The sequence below is a fragment of the Oceanobacillus sp. FSL W7-1293 genome, assembly GCF_037969815.1.
Taxonomy (GTDB): Bacteria; Bacillota; Bacilli; order Bacillales; family Amphibacillaceae; genus Oceanobacillus; species Oceanobacillus oncorhynchi.
This window is the reverse complement of the sequence record NZ_CP150212.1, coordinates 1,316,357-1,335,815: the sequence shown is the minus strand read 5'-3', so window position 1 is coordinate 1,335,815 and position 19,459 is coordinate 1,316,357. Positions and strand designations below refer to the sequence as shown.

The 19,459-nt window shown below is 38.1% G+C and carries 15 protein-coding genes; 4 read left to right on the top strand and 11 right to left on the bottom strand.

The features are described from left to right. Nucleotides 1-34: 34 nt before the first annotated feature. The 6 genes from MKY65_RS06740 to MKY65_RS06715 form a co-directional block, all read right to left on the bottom strand. Nucleotides 35-1,225 (bottom strand): MFS transporter, encoded by a 1,191-nt coding sequence (locus tag MKY65_RS06740; RefSeq protein ID WP_339183454.1) that lies wholly within the window; start codon nt 1,223-1,225, stop codon nt 35-37. A 266-nt stretch (nt 1,226-1,491) separates the two neighbouring features. Further along, nucleotides 1,492-3,228 carry an aminodeoxychorismate synthase component I gene (gene pabB / locus MKY65_RS06735; protein ID WP_339183452.1) on the bottom strand — a complete coding sequence of 579 codons (1,737 nt, stop codon included), beginning with the start codon at nt 3,226-3,228 and terminating at the stop codon, nt 1,492-1,494. Then, nucleotides 3,225-3,812, bottom strand: a complete 588-nt coding sequence (locus MKY65_RS06730) for an aminodeoxychorismate/anthranilate synthase component II (RefSeq protein WP_339183450.1) — start codon at nt 3,810-3,812, stop codon at nt 3,225-3,227. Before MKY65_RS06730 ends, pabB begins: the two co-directional genes overlap by 4 nt. Nucleotides 3,813-3,846: 34 nt before the next feature. Continuing rightward, nucleotides 3,847-4,296 (bottom strand): hypothetical protein, encoded by a 450-nt coding sequence (locus MKY65_RS06725; RefSeq protein ID WP_339183448.1) that lies wholly within the window; start codon nt 4,294-4,296, stop codon nt 3,847-3,849. 191 nt (nt 4,297-4,487) lie between these two features. Continuing rightward, nucleotides 4,488-5,939, bottom strand: coding sequence for an ABC-F type ribosomal protection protein (gene abc-f / locus MKY65_RS06720; protein ID WP_339183446.1), 1,452 nt, complete (start codon nt 5,937-5,939; stop codon nt 4,488-4,490). A 591-nt stretch (nt 5,940-6,530) separates the two neighbouring features. Beyond that, nucleotides 6,531-8,261, bottom strand: coding sequence for a sigma 54-interacting transcriptional regulator (locus MKY65_RS06715; RefSeq protein ID WP_339185146.1), 1,731 nt, complete (start codon nt 8,259-8,261; stop codon nt 6,531-6,533). A 371-nt stretch (nt 8,262-8,632) separates the two neighbouring features. Here MKY65_RS06715 and MKY65_RS06710 point away from each other — a divergent pair, with 371 nt between their 5' ends. Together MKY65_RS06710 and MKY65_RS06705 are read left to right on the top strand one after the other, a co-directional pair. Continuing rightward, nucleotides 8,633-10,114, top strand: a complete 1,482-nt coding sequence (locus MKY65_RS06710) for a sodium:pantothenate symporter (RefSeq protein WP_339183444.1) — start codon at nt 8,633-8,635, stop codon at nt 10,112-10,114. A gap of 148 nt (nt 10,115-10,262) precedes the next feature. Then, entirely contained in the window at nt 10,263-11,690 is a 1,428-nt protein-coding gene (locus MKY65_RS06705; protein ID WP_339183442.1) for an amidase, read from the top strand. A 113-nt stretch (nt 11,691-11,803) separates the two neighbouring features. On the opposite strand, the gene MKY65_RS06700 is transcribed toward MKY65_RS06705, so the two are convergent. The 5 genes from MKY65_RS06700 to MKY65_RS06680 all read right to left on the bottom strand — a co-directional run bounded on the left by MKY65_RS06700 (nt 11,804) and on the right by MKY65_RS06680 (nt 17,399). Further along, a complete protein-coding gene (locus MKY65_RS06700; protein ID WP_339185144.1) occupies nt 11,804-13,231 on the bottom strand; it encodes an FMN-binding glutamate synthase family protein in 1,428 nt (475 codons plus the stop codon). Nucleotides 13,232-13,406: 175 nt separating this feature from the next. After that, a complete protein-coding gene (locus tag MKY65_RS06695) occupies nt 13,407-13,577 on the bottom strand; it encodes a hypothetical protein (RefSeq protein WP_339183440.1) in 171 nt (56 codons plus the stop codon). Nucleotides 13,578-13,595: 18 nt separating this feature from the next. Next, a complete protein-coding gene (locus MKY65_RS06690) occupies nt 13,596-14,762 on the bottom strand; it encodes a Ger(x)C family spore germination protein (RefSeq protein WP_339183438.1) in 1,167 nt (388 codons plus the stop codon). Beyond that, on the bottom strand, nt 14,755-15,864 hold the full coding sequence (locus MKY65_RS06685; protein ID WP_339183436.1) for an endospore germination permease: 1,110 nt from the start codon (nt 15,862-15,864) through the stop codon (nt 14,755-14,757). Before MKY65_RS06685 ends, MKY65_RS06690 begins: the two co-directional genes overlap by 8 nt. Next, nucleotides 15,861-17,399: a spore germination protein gene (locus MKY65_RS06680; protein ID WP_339183434.1), complete on the bottom strand. Its 1,539-nt coding sequence runs from the start codon at nt 17,397-17,399 to the stop codon at nt 15,861-15,863. Before MKY65_RS06680 ends, MKY65_RS06685 begins: the two co-directional genes overlap by 4 nt. 128 nt (nt 17,400-17,527) lie before the next feature. Between MKY65_RS06680 and MKY65_RS06675 the strand changes: the two genes are divergently transcribed. After that, nucleotides 17,528-18,547: a DUF3231 family protein gene (locus MKY65_RS06675; protein ID WP_339183433.1), complete on the top strand. Its 1,020-nt coding sequence runs from the start codon at nt 17,528-17,530 to the stop codon at nt 18,545-18,547. Nucleotides 18,548-18,835: 288 nt separating this feature from the next. Next, nucleotides 18,836-19,336, top strand: a complete 501-nt coding sequence (locus MKY65_RS06670; RefSeq protein ID WP_339183431.1) for a hypothetical protein — start codon at nt 18,836-18,838, stop codon at nt 19,334-19,336. Nucleotides 19,337-19,459: the final 123 nt, after the last annotated feature.

Below are 19,459 nucleotides of genomic sequence, written 5' to 3'. Positions count from 1 at the left end.
AGTGCGTTTCTTCTATTCATTTATTCCCCAGCAATTATTCTATTTTTTCTAAAGCATGCTCTCCCTGGACTTTTGGTTCTTTCCAAACCATTGCCACAGCAATACCTGCTAACAATACCATTGCTGCAAAATAATAAGGATAATTTAAATTTATATCAAATAATATCCCGCCAATAATTGGTCCAAATACATTTCCAATACTTGTAAACATCGAGTTCATTCCACCAACAAAGCCTTGTTCATTATTTCCAGCCGCTTTTGACAGATAAGAGGTAACGGCGGGTCTTAGTAAATCAAAGCCTATAAAGATAACAATCGTTACGAATAAAATCATCGCATAGCTTTCCACAACGGTCATTGCCGTAACAAGAATGGCAGAGAAAATGAGACAATAACGAATCAAACGGATTTCTCCCCATTTATTTGCCAATTTGCCGAACAAGGCAACCTGTGCAATCGTGCCGACAATCGCTCCTCCGGTAATAATGATCGCAATATCCTTCGGTGTGAATGCAAATTTATGATCCACGAATAGAGAAAATAGCGATTCAAAGGAAGATAAACCAAATGCGGTAATAAATATAATAATAAACGCGATAAAGTACATTGGAACAAAGATTCTTCCTAAGCCGGGTTTTGGAGCTGCTGTTTCTCCTTGTTCCATTTGTTTTCTTTCTGGTTCACGTAATGTTATTGTGGATAAAACCGCTGTGAATAAGGCTAAACCTGCCGCTGCGAAAAACGGGACTCTCGGTCCTACTTCCGCCAGCAATCCACCGACACCAGGACCAATAATAAATCCGGTGTTGATCGCTGCAGACATATAGCCTAACGCTTTCGGTCTGGATTCAAGCGTTGTAATATCGGCAATAAATGCGGTAACTGCAGGCATTATAAAAGCAGCACTCACTCCACCTAAAATTCTTGAGATAAATAAAATTTCTACGGTCTTCCCGATACCGAATAAAAACTCGCTAAAACTAAAAATCAATAATCCGATAACGATCATGCGTTTACGTCCAAACACATCGACCCATCTTCCAGAAAGTGGTGAAACAATAAGCTGCGCAACTGCAAAAGCTGCTACCAAGTACCCTACAACAGATCCAGACAAATTCAATTCATTCATAATGGTAGGTAAAACTGGAATAACTAAACCAATACCCAAAAATGCAATAAACAAATTCATCAGCAAGATAGACAGTGTCATATTTTGTTTTTCCATACTTCATTTCTCCTTAACTAAAATTTCATTTAAAACCTCCCTTAGGAATCTGATACATCATATCACAACTTTTTTATTTCAGATATAGTTTTGCTCAAAATTTTTTTGCCTTTTTTTCGACTGCCATCGACTTCTTTTAACAGCATGCATGTTTATAATCGAACAACTATAAATCCCTTTTGCTGCAGCAATATTCCAGTCATTTCATCATGCATAAAAAAAGATTGCACCGGTTAATCATGCAATCTTTTTTACAAAATTATTTTTTAAAATGTTACCCTTACCCAGCCTCGTACACTATTAACCAGCCAAATTTCTTCAAAGGAAGAAATATCCTTCTTCCACAGGATTTTTTCTTTTATTACTCCCTGCCCCAGCAGTTCTTCCCGGTAAGTACCGGCAAGCAGTCCCGAAGAAACAGGCGGCGTATAATAGGCACCCTGTTGTTTTACAACCAGATTGCCAATCGTAAACTCCGTCAGCTGCCCTTCCTCATTCCATAAGAGGACATCAAAGGAAGCAGGGGCTTGCTCTCGAAAAGTCGTATACATTTGCCGATTCGTCGTTTTATAATAGTAAAAAATATCATTTTTATTGATTGGCGAGGAAGCTATCCCTGCTTTTTTTATTGCTTCCGATTCTTTCATAAGCGGCGTACAGGTTATGTTTATCTCCCCATCCTGCCCCAATAAAAGGCGTACTCTTTGTTCTCCATCATAATTCTTTACCTTTTCCTTCAGCTGTTGCCGGATGTTATCCATGGAATAAGGATACTGGAATTGAAGCGCCGTTCGTTTTAGCCGGGCGAGATGCCTGTCCAGACGAAGTATCTGTGTTCCATCATATTTCATTGTTTCTACAATTTGAAAGGGAGGAGAAGCCGCTTTTAAAATGGCTGCTTTTGCTAAAGCTTCTTCATATTCCCCTTCCGTATCCGAATCCCAGGTAATCCCTCCTCCTGCGCCATAAACAGGCGGTTCCCCACCCTTCATCCAAGCGGTCCGTATCGCAACATTAAATAGTGCATCCTGATTTGGTGTGATAAAACCGATACTTCCACAATAAATATCTCTCGGTGAATCCTCCAGCTCGTGGATGATTTCCATTGTACTTTGCTTTGGTGCGCCGGTGATGGAGCCGCAAGGAAATAACGCTTTAAATAGATCAAAATTGCTGAGGTTTTCTTTTAATTCTGCCCTAATGGTTGAGGTCATTTGATAAACTGTAGGATACTTCTCTATTTCAAACAGCTTCGGTACGTGAACAGAACCCCGTACAGCAATTTTCGATAGATCATTTCGAAGTAAATCCACAATCATTACATTCTCTGCCCGGTCCTTTTCAGAATGAGTGAGCTTCCTTTTATTAGAGGAATCTTCCTCTGGAGTCCGCCCTCGTTTGATGGTTCCTTTCATCGGTTTCGTATGGATGAACTGCTGCCTTCGTTCAAAAAACAGCTCCGGAGAGGCAGATACAATTTGGTAATCTCCTATTTGCAGATGCGCACCATACCTTGCCTGCTGCGCGCCAGATAATTGTTCGTACAGTAAATCTCCATCCACTGCTCTATCTGCTTCCATCCGAACAGTATAATTTACCTGATATGTATCTCCTCTTGCTATCGCCGCTTTTATCGATTCGATATTCTGCTGATATTGCTGCTTGTGAGTTATCATCTTCCAATTCACCGGAGGATAGGCACGGCTAACAGCTGGCTTTATATGCTCCAGCTGTACACTCTTAAAGACCCCCATCACCATAAGCGGCAGATCGCTTTTTTTATGGGTCTCCAGATTTTCATCAAATGCTGGGGCAGCTTCATAGGAAATATATCCAGCCAGATAATAGCCCTGCTGCTGGTATACTTCCATTTGTGCAAAGACATTTTCTACTTCACTCTCCGTATGAGCAATTAGAATGTCTGCCGGATTTTCAAAAATGCGGCGCACGCCTGCTTCTTCTTCAAAGGAAAAATCAAATAACATTTTCGTACTCTCTATCATTTTTGCAGTTCACCTGCCTTTTTATATTGCATTAGAAAATTATTCAGCAATGTATAGCCATGCTCCGTGCTGATGGATTCCGGATGGAATTGCATCCCTTCGATGGGATAGGCTTTATGACGTATCCCCATGATTGTTCCATCCTCTGTAGTCGCGCTGACTTCAAGGCATTCCGGAATGCTGGCCGGATCGATACTTAAGGAATGGTATCTTGTCACCGTAAAGCTTGCAGGAAGCTGTGAAAATACGCCCTGCTGATCAGTAAAAATAAGCGACTGCTTTCCATGAACAGGATTATTTTCTATCACGTCTGCACCAAAAGCTTGCCCGACAGCCTGATGCCCGAGACAAATACCAAGAATAGGAATGCTTCCTTTAAAATGCTCAATGATTTTTAATGTCATCCCCGCTTCTTCTGGTGTATGCGGTCCTGGCGATAAGACAATATACTCCGGCTGCCACCGCTCAATCGCTTCGAGAGTCAGCTGGTCATTATATTTGACGACAACCTTTTCACCTAAATTCTCCAGATAATGGACGATATTATAAGCAAATGAATCATAGTTATCTATCATTAACAGCATTTCTTCACCTCCTGATCGTCAAAATAGTAAATCTCTATAACTCTCCCTCATTTAACAGCTCCCATTGATTATCCATTCCTTGAATAGCGTGGAATAATGCATTTTTTCCTTTAATATCATAATGTTCTTCATGCCCGTTCATATCTATGTTTCCTTCTTCATCCACAGTCAACGCATAATTTTCTTTAGAGCCTTGAAATAGAAGCAGGTAACCCGAGCTTACAAAATCATCTGTCTCATTGAGTTCCATTGCTTCACCAGCTTTTAAAATCTTGGCAATATCCTCTTTTTCCGTTAGCGAAATGGCTTTAGGCTTTCCTGTCGGCTTCACTTCGTATATGGTAATTTCTTTAATCTCATGTGCTTCATTCATATTAGAGGGTAATGTTTGTGCAAATAGTTTACTATCCCCTCCCCATTTTCCAACGAGGAAAAATACTCCTGCTGCAATGATACATGTAATAATAAGTATCTTTTTCATCATGCTGTCCACCTTTTTTTCTTTAAATGAATTGTCTGTTCTTATTATTGATATTGTGAACTGTTTTGTCCATCAAGAAAGTATATGATTTTTATTTTTATTATAAAACGAAACTTCACTCAGTGGGAGTTTTACGGACGATTCTCTGTGATATAAGGTAAAAGAGCAGGAGCAAATAGCTGCCCCTGCTCTCCTTACTTTTCAGTGATATTTTTATTTTTCATTTCATATACATGATCTGCTGTATTTTCGATAAAGGCTGCATCATGGGAAACAAAAATAATGGTGCCCGGATAGCCTTTAAAGAATGCTTCTAAAGCTTTCGTTGTCTGGATATCCAAAAAATTCGTCGGCTCATCAAGTAATAAAATATGGTAAGAGCCAAGAAATAATCTGCACAGCTGCAGTCGGATCGCTTCGCCGCCACTTAAATCACGCAATTTTTTATAAATAGAATTTCCTTTAAAATACATGGAATGCAGAATACTGCGTAAAAAGCCTTCCTCATAATCGGTTGTTTTCTTTAAACTGTCTAACACCGTTTCATCAGACTTTTCCTGATAAGCAAGCTGGTCAAAGAAACCAAATTCTACTTTCGGTGAAATCTCCAGTCCTTCCTGCCGCTCGTAAATCGCCTTCAGCAGTGTACTTTTTCCAGAACCATTTGCTCCCGTAATCGCAATTTTTTTACCCAAAGGAAATTGAAAACGGACTTCTTCTAAAAGCAGTTTTCCCCCAGCCTTTAACGTCAGCTGGTTTCCCATTACCGGAAAGGAATGATGCAGTTCTAACGCTTTGGAACGATGAAACTGAATGGGCCGTTCATGCTGGACAGCATCGATCTTTTCCAATTGGTCCATCCGTTTTTCCATGGCTTTAGCACTTTTTTGCATCGCTTTTTGTGAAACGTCTTTAGGCTTTGTGGCAAGCCGCCGATCCGCCCCTTCTTTCTTTCGGGCATTTGCTTTCGCACCCTTCGTCATTTTCGCAGCTTTTTGCATTTTATCCTGTGCCGCTGTTTCTAAACGGGCTTTTTCCTTCAAATATTGCTCATGTGCTTCCTGCTGCTGATGTTCCTCTAAAGCCTTCTGTTCTTCATACTCCGTATAATTACCAGAGTAGACATGGATTTCTCCGTCCCGAATTTCCCAAATCGTTGTAACGAGCTGGTCTAAAAGCTTCCGGTCGTGACTGATTAAAATCAGTGTTCCATAATAATTTTCCAGTTCTCTCCGTAAATAACGGATTCCCTGCTGATCAAGATGCGTGGTTGGTTCATCAATCAACAGCGCTTCGTTATAATCTGCCAAAAGCTGTGCTATTTTTATTTTTGTCTGCTCTCCGCCGCTGATACCTTCCTCTAAATCAGGGACCTGAAGCTTGCCTAAAACCTTTGGATCTGCTTGTTCCTCACCTGGGACTTCCATTTGTTTTAAATAAGCAAAGCTTGCATGGCAGTGAATTTTCCCTTTTGTCGGCTCCATTTCCCCTGCCAGCAAACGGAGCAGGCTTGTTTTTCCCGCCCCATTCGGACCAACAATACCAATCCGATCCATAAAATGAACCGCTAACCGTTCGATAGAAAAAATATCTTTATCTAAATACGTTAATTCGACGTCTTTTATTTCAAATTGAATGTTTTGCATGTTTGCTACCTCCGAGATTTTTTAATTTCCCGTACCGATAGCTTGTAACTGTATCGATACGAGCTTGTGTTTTCTGATAACAAGCCCGTATCCATTAAAAGAACAATAGCATCTGCATCGTCATCTCTCCCTATTTTTTATTAGAACGAACGCCCTGCTTCGCCGCGCAAACAGAAATAGAAATCCTTTTGTTGTATCTGTATTTCATCATTAAAAAAGAACAGCAAATTGTCTGCTGTCCTTTTTGCATACTTCCTTCAGGAAAAAGATATACCTCATGTATACCTTCATTATAATAGCTAAAAAAAAAAGACAGACGACTCCTATTTCTCTGCGAGCGTCAAAACACAGGCAGAGCTTGAACATGTTATCAAATTAATTGTTCAAGTCTAGGAATCGAAATCTCATCTTAGCACATTTTCCCTTCCGTTCTGAATTTAATTTTATTATATGATGTTTGCATGTTTGCGTCAACTTGGTTTTATTGCAAATATATACGGTTCATAGGATATCCCTTTAACTTAATCAAGTGCTCACTTCTTTAAAAACTAACAAATATGATTACTATATTTTTTAGATTCTCTTCCACCACTATTTAATTCGTATATTATATTTTTTTAGTTTCTTACTTACTGTTGATTGATTAATATGAAGTGAACGAGCCATTTCCGTAGTTGTATTATATTTACTAGCTGTATATTCTATTATTTGCTTTTCAACGTTGGATAAGACTTTGTATAAATCTAAGTCTTGTAGAATTTCAAAGTGAAAACCTTGAGAACTCTTCTGATCACTGCCAATAAATTGAATAGCAAAGCTTTTTTCAACCAAATTATCTGAAGATAAAATCAACATTCTATCCACAATATTTTTTAATTCACGAACATTACCTTTCCAATCTGACTTCATCATTTCAGCTATTGCATCTTCAGCAAACATCTTGTTTTTTCCATAATAGTGATTAAATTCTTCTGTGAAATAATTTATTAAAGCTCTAATATCTGCCTTTCGATTTCTAAGCGGAGGAACCTCCACTGGCATTCCGTTAAGACGATAATATAAATCCTCACGAAATTCTTTTTGTTCAATTAAAGATTTCATTTCCCTATTTGTTGTAGAAATCACCCTGACATTGATTTTCTTTAGTTTGGTGCTTCCAACAGGTAATATTTCTTGTTCCTGAAGAACACGAAGTAACTTTACTTGAAGAGAAACTGGCATCTCCGTAATTTCATCTAACAGAATCGTTCCGTTATTTGCCGCAAAAAAAAGACCGTCTTTTCCTTCCTTGTTTGCTCCAGTGAATGTTCCTTTCTCATAACCAAATAATTCTGATTCTAATAATGTTTCAGGGATCGCTCCACAATTCACTTTAATAAACGGCTGATTAGAACGATAACTCCAATCATGAATAAGTGATGCAATAATTTCTTTTCCCACTCCAGACTCTCCTGTAATCAAGACAGGAGTCTCATATGGCGAAATCGTACGTACTTGTTCAACTATCTGCACCATTTCTTCACTTTGGTAAACAAGTTTATTTAATTTAAACGATTGTTTTTGTGATTTCAAATTTAGAATTTCATCTTGATAATGTTCCAATAAATGACGAGTTTCAGTAAGTTCATCCTGTAGCTGGTGAATTTCTGTTACATCTCTTGAAGCATTGATAACTCTAGCTACTCTACCCGATTCATCTAATACAGGTGTGCCCAAAACTAATAACGTTTTTCCAGTACATGTTTTTTGTAAAATAGATATTTTCTTTTTTTGTTCTATTACAAGCCTTGTAACTGACGGGCTAAAGACACCTTCTGTTTCAAGATCAAATACATTTCTCTTCAAAATATTACTTTGTTTGATTCCCCATAATCGTTCACAAGCAGAACTAACTCTTAATACCTTTCCATTACCATCAGATACAAATAAAACATCGTAAGAAGACTCAAATATCGTTTTCAAATCAATCTCCATATTATGATATTCATCATACATTGAATTTGTTATATTAAAAATTATAATGACGGCAATTAATTTATTAGAAACTTTAACTGGTATACCTTTCATGTGTAGCTGTGAGGCGCTATTCAATGATATTGTCTTTGAATAAGGTTCTTCATTTGTTGATACATAATTAAATACTTCATCAGTAGATCGTTTTTCTGAACCAAAATAATCAGAAAGAGAATCTGTTAAGTACATTAATTGTATTTTTTGTTTAGAATCAAATAAAACATATGGAATTTGAAATGCGTTAAGCAAATCATTAAGTTTATAAACGTAATCGGAACCAAAGGTAAAGCCATCTAAGAATTCTTCCATCTCCAATTAATACACCTCTATTCCAAATGGAATAAATCACATGACTATTATAATATTTAAAATCTTTCGTTAAATTATACCGTGTTTTTATTATATTTGAAAGGCTTTTATTTAATTAATTATGATGTTTGTAATAGTACCTACTAAAAATGATATATAGAATGATAAGGATATCCATTCAAAAAAATATTAACCTTGCTTAAAACAAAGCTTATCCAACTTTATTTAAAATAATTTATCGATGTTATTAATAATGGCATGAATTTTGCATATAAAATGATTAAATAAAGGAATTAAAGTGGGAGGTGAAATAAAGTATTTTTTAAGTTCTATCAAAATTAAAATAATTTTAAAGATGAGGAGGAAACACCTTGGATCAAATTCAAATTTATATGTGGATTGGATTTATAATATTTATTGGTATAATGGTCTTTCTAAGTTATCTAGGTTATAAAAAAACGTCCAGTATTGAAGATTTTTCGATTGCCAGTGCATCCTTAGGCCCAATTGTATTAGGGTTAGCTTACGCCGCTACTTTCTTTAGCGCAACCACATTTATTGGTTATCCGGGTTGGGCTTATGATACTGGTTTTTCTACATTATGGATTTTCTTAACACTTATCGTTGCTTCACCTCTAGGATTAATTGTTGTTGCTAAAAGAGCAAGATTGATGAATATCAAACAAAAATCTTTATCACTCTCAGACTGGCTAGGCGATCGATATAATAGTGATTTTGTTAGAGTCGGTACAGCTATTGTTTGTTTATTTAATATTTTTGCTATTGCATCTCAATTCGCTGCTGGAGCATGGATTTTCAATACACTTTTAGATATTCCCTATTCTATTGGTTTGCTAATAACAATGATTTTTGTTATTTCCTACGTCTATGCAGGAGGCTCTTATGCAGATATCTATACAGATGCAGTCCAAGCTGTATTAATGGGGATTATGGGGGTTTTTGTCTTTTTCTCCGCATTATGGGTCTTTGATGGAGGTTTTACAGGAGCATTTTCACAAATCGACTCCATCCTATCTGCAGAAAATCAAAACTTAACTGCCATAGTGAATCCAGAATCTCTCGTGTTTTATTCGGTTCCTGCTATTGTTGGCGCATTTATTATCCAATTCGCTTTCTCATCTCAGCCTCAATTATTTAATAAAGTATTAGCACTAAAAGACCCACGTGATATGAGAAAGATGATTATCACTTATGTTGTTTGTGCAATGGCTTTTTTATTAGTAATCTTTGGTGGGCTATATGCTGCAGTAGAAGTAACTGTTGAACATCCAGACCAAGCTCTGTTAGCCTATGTTATGGAAGTTTTCCCAGCTATAATTGTTGCATTTCTAGGGGTAACTGTTATTGCTGCAGCAATGTCTACAACAGATGGATTATTTGTTGTTATGTCCACAGTTATTGCTAATGATATTTATAGAAAATATTTAGTCCCAAAAGGGATTATTAAAACACCTCCTGAAAAAGTAGATAAAGTCTCGTTAAAAATAAGCCGCTATATGGTTGTTATTGTTGGGATAATTGCATACCTTCTTGTTTTAAATCCACCCGAATCTCTAGGTATGTTTTTATGGATTGGAATTTCTGGCGTTGCTTCTGGTACGATGGGGCCTCTTTTAGCTGGATTATTCTGGCCAAAAATTGCAACAACTGCTGCCGCATGTGCTTCTTTAGTCGCTGGTGTTGTTTCTTATATTGTTATTGTTATAACCGATTTTGAAGAAAGTAATTTAGCAGCTGGAGCATGGGCTGTATTGGTAGGAGTTTTCGTAATGATTATTGTTGGAGTATTCACCCATAAAAGAAATACTGGAGGTGCAGATCATGTGGGTTAATGAAATGTTAACAATTTGGCTGTATGGAACTATTTTTGGAATCGCTATGATTATTCTTACTTTATCGATGTGGTACAAAAATAAAGACTGATATCTACATTTCATTCTATTTGTATTAAAAAACGAGTTAAAGAAGAGGAGAATGGCCATGAAGGAGGAAATCAGTAACTTACAAATTACGCAACTTGCAAAAAGTATAAGGGAAAAAAAAGTTTCACCTGTTGAAATAACCAAACTTTTTTTAAATCAAATTAAAGAATTTAATCCTCAAATCAATGCATTTATTACCATTATGGAAAAACAAGCATTAGAAGACGCAAAAAAAGCTGAGAAAAAGTTAATGAATGAAACATATAGAGGGCCTTTACATGGTATTCCAATCGGTCTTAAAGATTTAGTATTTACGAAAGATATAAAAACAACCATGGCATCGCCTATCTATAAAAATTTCATACCTAAAAAGAATGCAGCAATTGTTGGTAAACTTAAAGATGCAGGTGCTATTATCATTGGAAAGCTGAATACACATCAATTTGCTTACGGACCAACAGGGGATCGCTCCTACTATGGTCCAGTAAAGAATCCCTATGATTTAAATAAAATGTCTGGGGGATCGAGCAGCGGTTCTGCCGCTGCTCTAGCAGCAAATATGTGTTTAGGAGCTATTGGAACGGATACAGCAGGATCTATTCGAATCCCTGCTTCCTTTTGTGGAGTTGTTGGAATGAAACCAACATATGGGCTGGTTAGTAAAAGAGGTGTTTATCCATTAAGCAGAACACTTGATCATGTTGGACCCATGACAAAATCAATAGAAGATAATGCGCTATTTTTAAATATAATTGCTGGATATGACCCACTTGATTTCAACTCAAAAAAATTAAAAACTTATCCTGATTACAGCAAAAATATAAACAAGTCGATTAAAGGAGTCGTGATAGGTATTCCCCAAAATTTTTTCTTCGATAATGTTGATGAGGAAATAACGAAATCCATAGAGAACAGTATCAACTTATTAAAAGAACTTGGTGGCATAATTGTTGAAATAGAAATTCCAAATGTCCAAAATCACATATTAGAACAACAATTGATTTTACGTTCCGAAGCTTATACTACTCATAAACAACATCTGGAAAACCCAAAGAATGCATGGGATGAAGAAGTAAGAATGAGGCTTTATACTGGGGAAGGAATATCAGCAGACTCCTATATTAAAGCACAGGAAGAAAGGGTTACTACCTACTATAAGTTCAAAAAACTTTTTGAAAAAATTGATATACTTATTTCACCTACTGCAGCCATGCTCCCACCAGATATCGAACAACGTGAAATCAATCACGGCATATTCAAAGGACAGCATATTCGATGGCCGATTTTACGCTTGACAAGCTTGTTTAATTTTATTGGGTTCCCAGCAATGTCATTACCTTGTGGCCTCTCTAAAAACAATCTACCAATCGGAGTGCAATTAATTGGAGATATGTTCCAAGAACAAAAGTTATATCAAATTGGTGATGCTCTTTTTAAAGCATCTAATATTAGTGAAAGATTAAAACAAAAGAATCTTTTCCGTTAAAATTATGAGCCCATTTTGAAAAAAGCTTAATCATAATGGGCTTTTCCTAATAAAAAATGGATTGGTTTTTATGTTTTCTAAAAATGTAATTCAGCGTATCTTAGATGTTACTCTCAGAGCTCAATCATCGGCTCCTCCTTCTTCTCAGAGCCCCCTTCATCCGAACAAACACTATAAGGAACAGCAAAATCCCGGGCAACAGCCTCATCATAGGCGACAAGATCATCCTTCGATAATTCGGATAATGCTTTTTTTCCCATCATCCGAATCCCCTCTTCCATTTCTTTAACGGAAGAATTGATATAATTGACCAATGATTTCGTTCCTTCCTGACGGTTAAAATCATCCTTGTATTTGCCATCGTACCAGACGACCTGTGTCGGCGGTTCAAAGGGAACAGCATTTAAAACCTGCTTATGAGAGACCGTAAATAAGACTGCCGATCCTAAATAAATAGCATCTGCTCCTAATGCCATTGCTTTTAAAAATTGTCCTGGTGTAAACATTCCGCCCGAAATAATCAGACTGACCTTATCTCTTACCTTCTTTTTTTGCAAATGCTGATGTGCCCGGTGGAGACCGTGAATGGTAGGAATCCCAAAATCCTCTGATAAGATTGGCGGCGCTCCGTGAGTTGCTGCCTGCCCGCCATCCACAGCAATATAGTCCACGCCGATTTCTAATAAAGCATCAATGTCCGCTTCTATTTTTCCACCGGCAGCAATTTTTGCTCCAATCGGCACGCCGTTAGTCAGTTCTTTTAACTCCTGGACAAGGTTTTTAAAATCTTCTAAGGTTTGATCCTTAAAAAAATGATTATGGATAACGGCTTCTTCTCCATCGTCCAGGTTTAATACCTTTCGAATATCTCCTTGAAGATCCTCTGCCGGAATCACAACACCGGAGCTCATCAAAGCACCTTGGCCAAATTTTATTTCAATCATCGATGCTTTCTTGATAAGCTGTTCTTCCTTGGACCAGCTTGTCTTGGAAAACTGCAGGATATACTTATCTGTTCCATCGATTTCTTCCTCCATCACGCCGCCTTCACCGGAATTAAGTGCGGTGCCCAGCTGATTTACCGCATCAGACAGCGCCAGTCTTACTTCTTTGCTTAATGCAATTCCATACGCCATCCCGCTGATCATTAAGGGAATATCTAATTCCATTGGCTGCTTAGCCTGGGGACCTATCGTTACCTTGAAATCTACCTGCTCCGTATATTCTGTCGGAAACGTTGCTACTTGAGCCGGTATAAATGTCAGCTTTTCAAAATCCGGCCACTTTTTGGAAGAACCAAGCGGCCGGTGCAAGACATCGCCAGATTCCGCCCGTAAATTATTCTCAAAGGTTCGCTGAATCCCCATATGTTTAAAACCGGTTACCATTTCAAATAAATTCTCTTGATAGCGGTCTTCCATCAGGGTTTTCCCATATTTAGCAACCATCCTTTTTATCAAATGGCGTCTCATGATAAACAGCAGAAGACACGTGATGATAAACAAACTAAGCAGAATAAGAATAATGATATCGAGCACCATCTGTACACACACTCCTTTTTTCCAATTTACATCGTATGTTGTTTTGTCTTGCAGTTCTCGGTGTTGAGTATCTGGACGTTTCCGAAATAACAATTGATTAACTGCCCCTGCTTCGCTACTGTTATCTTTCGCAAAAACGGAACATAATCGGTTTATCTGCCAGCATCTGCAGGGGTTATGTTTTTTTGTTTTTATTTTCTTCATATCTGCTATGCTTCCATGGCGGATCACCGTATTCATGCAGCTTTTGATTCACTTTATAAATAACATACGGAACCAGGAAGGATAATAAAGTACACAGCAGAATTAAATAATTGGGTAATATGCCCGTCAGCTGATCCCACATAAATACGTCACTCCCTTCTTAATCCCTTGTCTGATCCATGGTGCCTGTTGCACGGACAGTGGCATCTACCGTTACATTTATGGATGCATTCTGAAAGATATTTTCGCCTTCGTCCCAGTTATCCTTTGCTTTCAACCACTCTTTATAATGCCTTTCCTCCATCATTTCTCTGAACCCAAAAAAGTCCATCCCTATGTCTTCTTGTGCCTTTTTTATGATATTGGATGTTATTTTCTCCATCCTTTCGCTTATCAGTTTATCTAATTCATTGAAATATTCTTTACTTAACAAGGAATTATCACTAAACACCTCAGCGATATTACCCTCTGTATCAATTTCTATATCAATATTTAGTTTGCCCGTCTCATCAATGTTCATTTCTATGTTACTTTTTGCGCGTTTAATTTCATAAACCATCTCTCCATCGTTACTCTCAAATTCAATATAGCCCCCTTTTAAATCTCCTGTTATTAAATTAACGGCAACAATTTCTAATCCACTGATAACATCAACTAATTGATTCGTCTTTCCATCAAAGACACCAGCTCCGTTAAACATCATTTTTCCATCTGATGGAACAACTCTTGGAATAAGGTAATTATTTTTTTCTAACATGTATTCATTTAGATTCCCTATTCTTAGCGGTTCAATCAATGCTCCCGATTTATCCATATTTTCATTAACCCTGTCAATATGCATCGCAGGAAGCGGCTCTATTTGCGATTCGATTTCCAGTAGCTCTTTCGCCTTCTGGTCGGAAACGATAACTTTGGTTTCTCTTCGCATCTCCGGGTCACGAATAAGTAAATCCATGCTATTTGCAAACATTTCTGGTTCCCTTGCTAATTCTTCAGAGACAACAATTAATTTTAAATGCTCATAAAAGGGAGGATTGCCTTGAATGAGTGCCATTTCCCGAGTTATTTTAAACAAGCTTTGACCGCTAATGGATAGGTTGTTATAAGGCGTTTCAGCATTGTTTCCGCCTTCGCTGGGAGTTCCTAATCCTGAAGGAACAACAAACTGATCTGTCATTGTTATGATTGGTTTATCTCCAGATTGTTCTTCTGCTAAATCGAGTGCAACACCTATCACAAACCCCCGTTCTTCAATATTCACTTCATCCCAGCATCCGGCAAGCAGCAAACAAAAACAACCTAGAAGGAATAGATATGCTTTATTCATTCCGCTTCACCCCTCTGATTTTAGCAACCACCGTTAATAAGATAAGAACCGTGATGTTTAAAATAAGCATCAACCAACTCATTATTGATCCTAATAAATCCACTTCCATGACATCTTGCGGAAACATCCCGGCAAAATATATGATTGGAGTTAAAATAAAAATTATTTTTAGCTTCTCCGCATTTTTGAAAATGGCATTCAATGCAAAAACCCCAATGTCCATAGCCATCGTTGCCGTAATAAAAATAGCCATGATCCATATTACAAAGAAAACAGATTCAAACCGTTCAAAAAAACCGCCGGGTATCTCTACCACCTTTGCCAGCTCTATCGTCGGATAGAGTAAATTAGATGTAACAGCATTCCCAAACACGCCAATACACATGATAAAAATCATCATATATAATCCAACAGGTATACACATACCAAGTGCAGCTGCCTTTGGTGCTTTTTTGGGTTTATCAACCAATGAAAGATAAAACCATAAAATTCCAAATCCGAGATAAGAGATGGCACCTGTATTCGCAATCACCTGCGTATAACCAGTTATGGGGGTCTGTAATACAGGCATTAAGTTTCCAGCGTTCAACCAGCCAACATTAAATACCACAATGATAAGAGCTATCGAAAGAATAATCGGCATAAACATCATGTTGATTCGAAATAGCCCAGCGCGTGAACCTGAGACAGCATAAACAACTACCAGCAAAAAGGTCAGTGCAATAACTTCGATTGGTGTACGGTCGAATAAATATTGCTGCGATATATTGCTGATTTTACGAATTTGATAGGCAGTGACAAAGATGGAGAGAATCGCAAACATCAGACTTAAAACTATCGCTACTGGTTTTGTTACGATTTTGGAAGCGTAGGTAAGAAAGGTTTGCCCTTGGAATCCTGACGCAAATTTAGCTATTGCCCAAGACATAAAAACAGCAAATAGTCCGACAAGGAGCAAGGGTATCCATCCATCAGCACCTATCGTTACAGATGCTAATTGTTTTGGCATCGAAAGAATCCCTACCCCAATAACAATGGATGGAATAGCAATCATGATATCTCTTTCACTAATTCTTTCATCTGCATATTTAAACCTTTTCACTGTTTACGCTCCCCTTTGTTCATGAGCTTTTTATCATTGGTCTGCATATAGACAGGGCGTCTTTTCATCATTGCAATCGGTGCACGTAACACAAGGTCCTTCCAATCATTCATAAAGCTTGGTGCAAATGGGGTAGAATAAGGAACACCGAAGCTCATCAAATTCACAATATGGATATTGATCATGATGTAGCAAAGGATGATTCCATAAAGTCCGAATACAGCAGCTGCAGCCATCAACCCAAACTGCAGGATTCGAAATGTGATGGCAATACTATAGGAAGGCAAAGCAAACGATGCAATGGCGTTGAGTGCAACGACAATAACCATAACAGGACTGACTATCCCAGCGGAAACTGCTGCCTCTCCAATAACGAGCCCGCCAACAATGCCGATGGTCTGCCCAATCGCAGTCGGCAGCCGTAATCCAGCTTCGCGCAGCAACTCCATCGTTGCCGTCATAATCAAAGCCTCCACAACAGGCGGGAAAGGAACTTCATCTCTGCTCGCAGCAATGGAAAATGCCAAATCGGAAGGAATCAGTCCAGGATGATAGGAAACCAATGCGATATATAAAGCTGGTAAAAATACCGAAATAAATGCGGCAAGATAACGCAGCAGTCTAACCAGCGTCCCGAGTGACCAGCGCCAATAATAGTCCTCAGGTGACTGAAGCAAGCTTCCAAAAGTCGCCGGTGCAATCAATACAAACGGCGTACGATCAAGAAGGATAACTACTTTTCCTTTAAGAAGCGCCTCAGAAGCCTTGTCTGGTCTTTCCGTATTTAAAATCTGCGGAAATGGAGATAAAAAACTATCCTCAATCCATTGCTCAATATAGCCGCTTTCCGGTGCATCATCAATATCAATCGTTTCCAGTCTTCGTTTTACTTCATCAACCATATCAGGGTTCACAATACCATCCATATAGGATACAACAAGGTCTTTCTTCGAGCGTCTGCCGACTTTATAGGTGCTGAAACGCAGATTAGGGTCCGCAATATACCGGCGGATCATCATGGTATTGGTTCGTATATTTTCTACAAATCCCTCTTTGGATCCGCGAATCAGCGATTCCGACTGCGGCTCCTCGATAGCGCGACTTTCCCCGCCTATCGTATCCATGATAAGTACTTGATCCACTCCGTCTAAAAAAAACACCGTATTTCCGCTTAAGATAGCATTCGATACATCGTCTAATGAATGTCCTAATTCGATGCCTGTTACCGTAATAACTTCCTTATCAATCACATCAAAAAGCTTCTGTTTGTCCTCAGGCAATTCCGAAGCTGTTTTCAAATCCTCCATAATATGATCATGGATGTAGACATTGTCCACGATACCATCGATATAAACAATTGCCGTTCGATGATTTGCCTGGCCAATAGTGAATTCACGTATCACTAAATCGCTTGGGTCTTCTAACATTTTTCTTATATTACTTAGATTTTCAGTCAGATTTGTTCCAATTTCCAAAGAGAAATTTTCTTCTGTGTTTTTCTTTTTATTTTGCCAATAGAAAGATCGACCCAACATTATCCCCTCAAGTCATCTAAATAGTTGCTCCTCTTCTTTTTCCCAATAGGCCCCCCATTTATGTATAAAATATATCCATTTGCAAAATCTAAATCTATATATCGCCTGTGAAAGGGGTACTAAACCAAATGGATGAAAAAAATATACACTTAACCGCTGCCGAAATCGCTTCTGTATGGACAGGATATATGAATGATACGCTGGCAAAAAGCATTTTGAGTTTTATGTTAAAGCATATGGATGACCCTGAAATAAAGCCTGTTGTCCAGCATGCCTATGACAATTTCACAAATCAAATAGACCAGCTGCATCAGATTTTTGAAGAAGAAAATTTTGCAGTCCCAAATGGATTTACGGAGAAAGACGTCAATATGAATGCTCCCTGGCTTTTCACCGATGTTTTTTGTTTAACCTATGTGACACATATGGCAAGGATTGGGATGATTACTTACAGCGGGTTTGTCACGATGAGTATAAAAAAAGAAATACGGGATTACTCCATACAAGCGCTTCAGGACATGGCGGTGCTTTATGATCATGCTGTGGAAATTGCTTTGAAAAAAGGAATCAATGCGAGACACCCCTATATTGAGTCTCCAAAGCAAATCGATTATGTGGACAGCAAAAAATATTTTAGCGGACTCAATCCATTTAGTGATAAACGGCCATTAAATGCCATTGAGATATCTCATCTCTATATGAACATCCAGACAAATGAAATGGGGGTAAGGTTGTGCCTTGCGTTTGCCCAGACCTCTCCTTCCAAAGTCGTACAGGATTTTATGATCAGATGTAAAAACATTTCACAAAAACATATAAAAATATTCGTGGATAGTTTGATGGCCAATGATATCGGTGCGCCCCAAGTACCTGATACAGCAGTTAGTGATTCTACAACACAAACTTTTTCGGACAAATTAATGATGTTTCATATGTCCTTGCTCATGTCTGCAGGGATTGGAAATTATGCCACTGCTGCAGCAGCGAGTCAGCGAATGGATCTGGCTGCCAATTATGAACGGCTGTCTATGGAAGTTGCTAAGCTTGCAAAAAGCGGCGCAGATATCATGATTGATAACAATTGGTTAGAGCAGCCGCCGGGGACGAGAAATCGAGAAAAACTGGCGAAGAATAAGGAGAAGAGCTGATACCTTTTCTCATCTTAATTCATATGGAAAAAACATCGGCTTTTGCTGACACGCAAGGCCGAATTTTTTCTTAAAAAATCAATGTTGTATCTAATGGCAAGCATCATTAAACAAGGCAGCCTTTATCATTAAGGTAATTTGGTCAATAAAAAATACATCATCACAAATTATCTCCATTTAGTTGTTGAATCTTACCTTACTCTGAATATGGCTTTTATACCAAAATAAAATCAGCGAAACAGCCCTCCCTGAATGGATGAAGAGAAAATTAACAAAGTGGGTGAACCAATGGAGACGAAGTTATCAAGGAAAAGCAAAAAACTTGAAGCAGTACTTTGGAGCATTGCTCTACCTGGATTTGCTCAGTTACTAAGTCGTCATTATATAAAGGGGATTCTGTTTATTGGATTGGAATTCTTAGTTAACGTGATGGGAAATTTGAATACCATTATTGTATTGAGCTTCAACCTTAGAATCGAGGAAGCCATCGCACAGACTAACTATTTATGGTTAATGTTTTATCCGTGTTTATATTTCTATGCGATATGGGATGCTTATAAAAATGCTGGCGGCGGGGAAAAAGCTTTTGCCTATCTGCCGCTTGTTTTTTCTGCCTATTTTGTTACGATTGGTATCATTTATTCGCCCAGCTTCACCATTGCCGGTTACTTGATTGGTCCATTATGGCTGCCTATTTTGTCTACACCGGTCGGTTTAGCAGTCGGCGGACTGATCAGATGGATTTTATTAAAAATAAATGCGGAAAGTGAAGCAGAAGAAGTTATCTAAGCATGCTTTCAGGCGATTGCTTTGCCTGATAAAAAGTTTATTTTATTACGGATTGCAGACTGCATTCACACCCAGCTAATGGATTCTTTTTGTGACAACAATTGGCGCCTTTATTATCTTTTT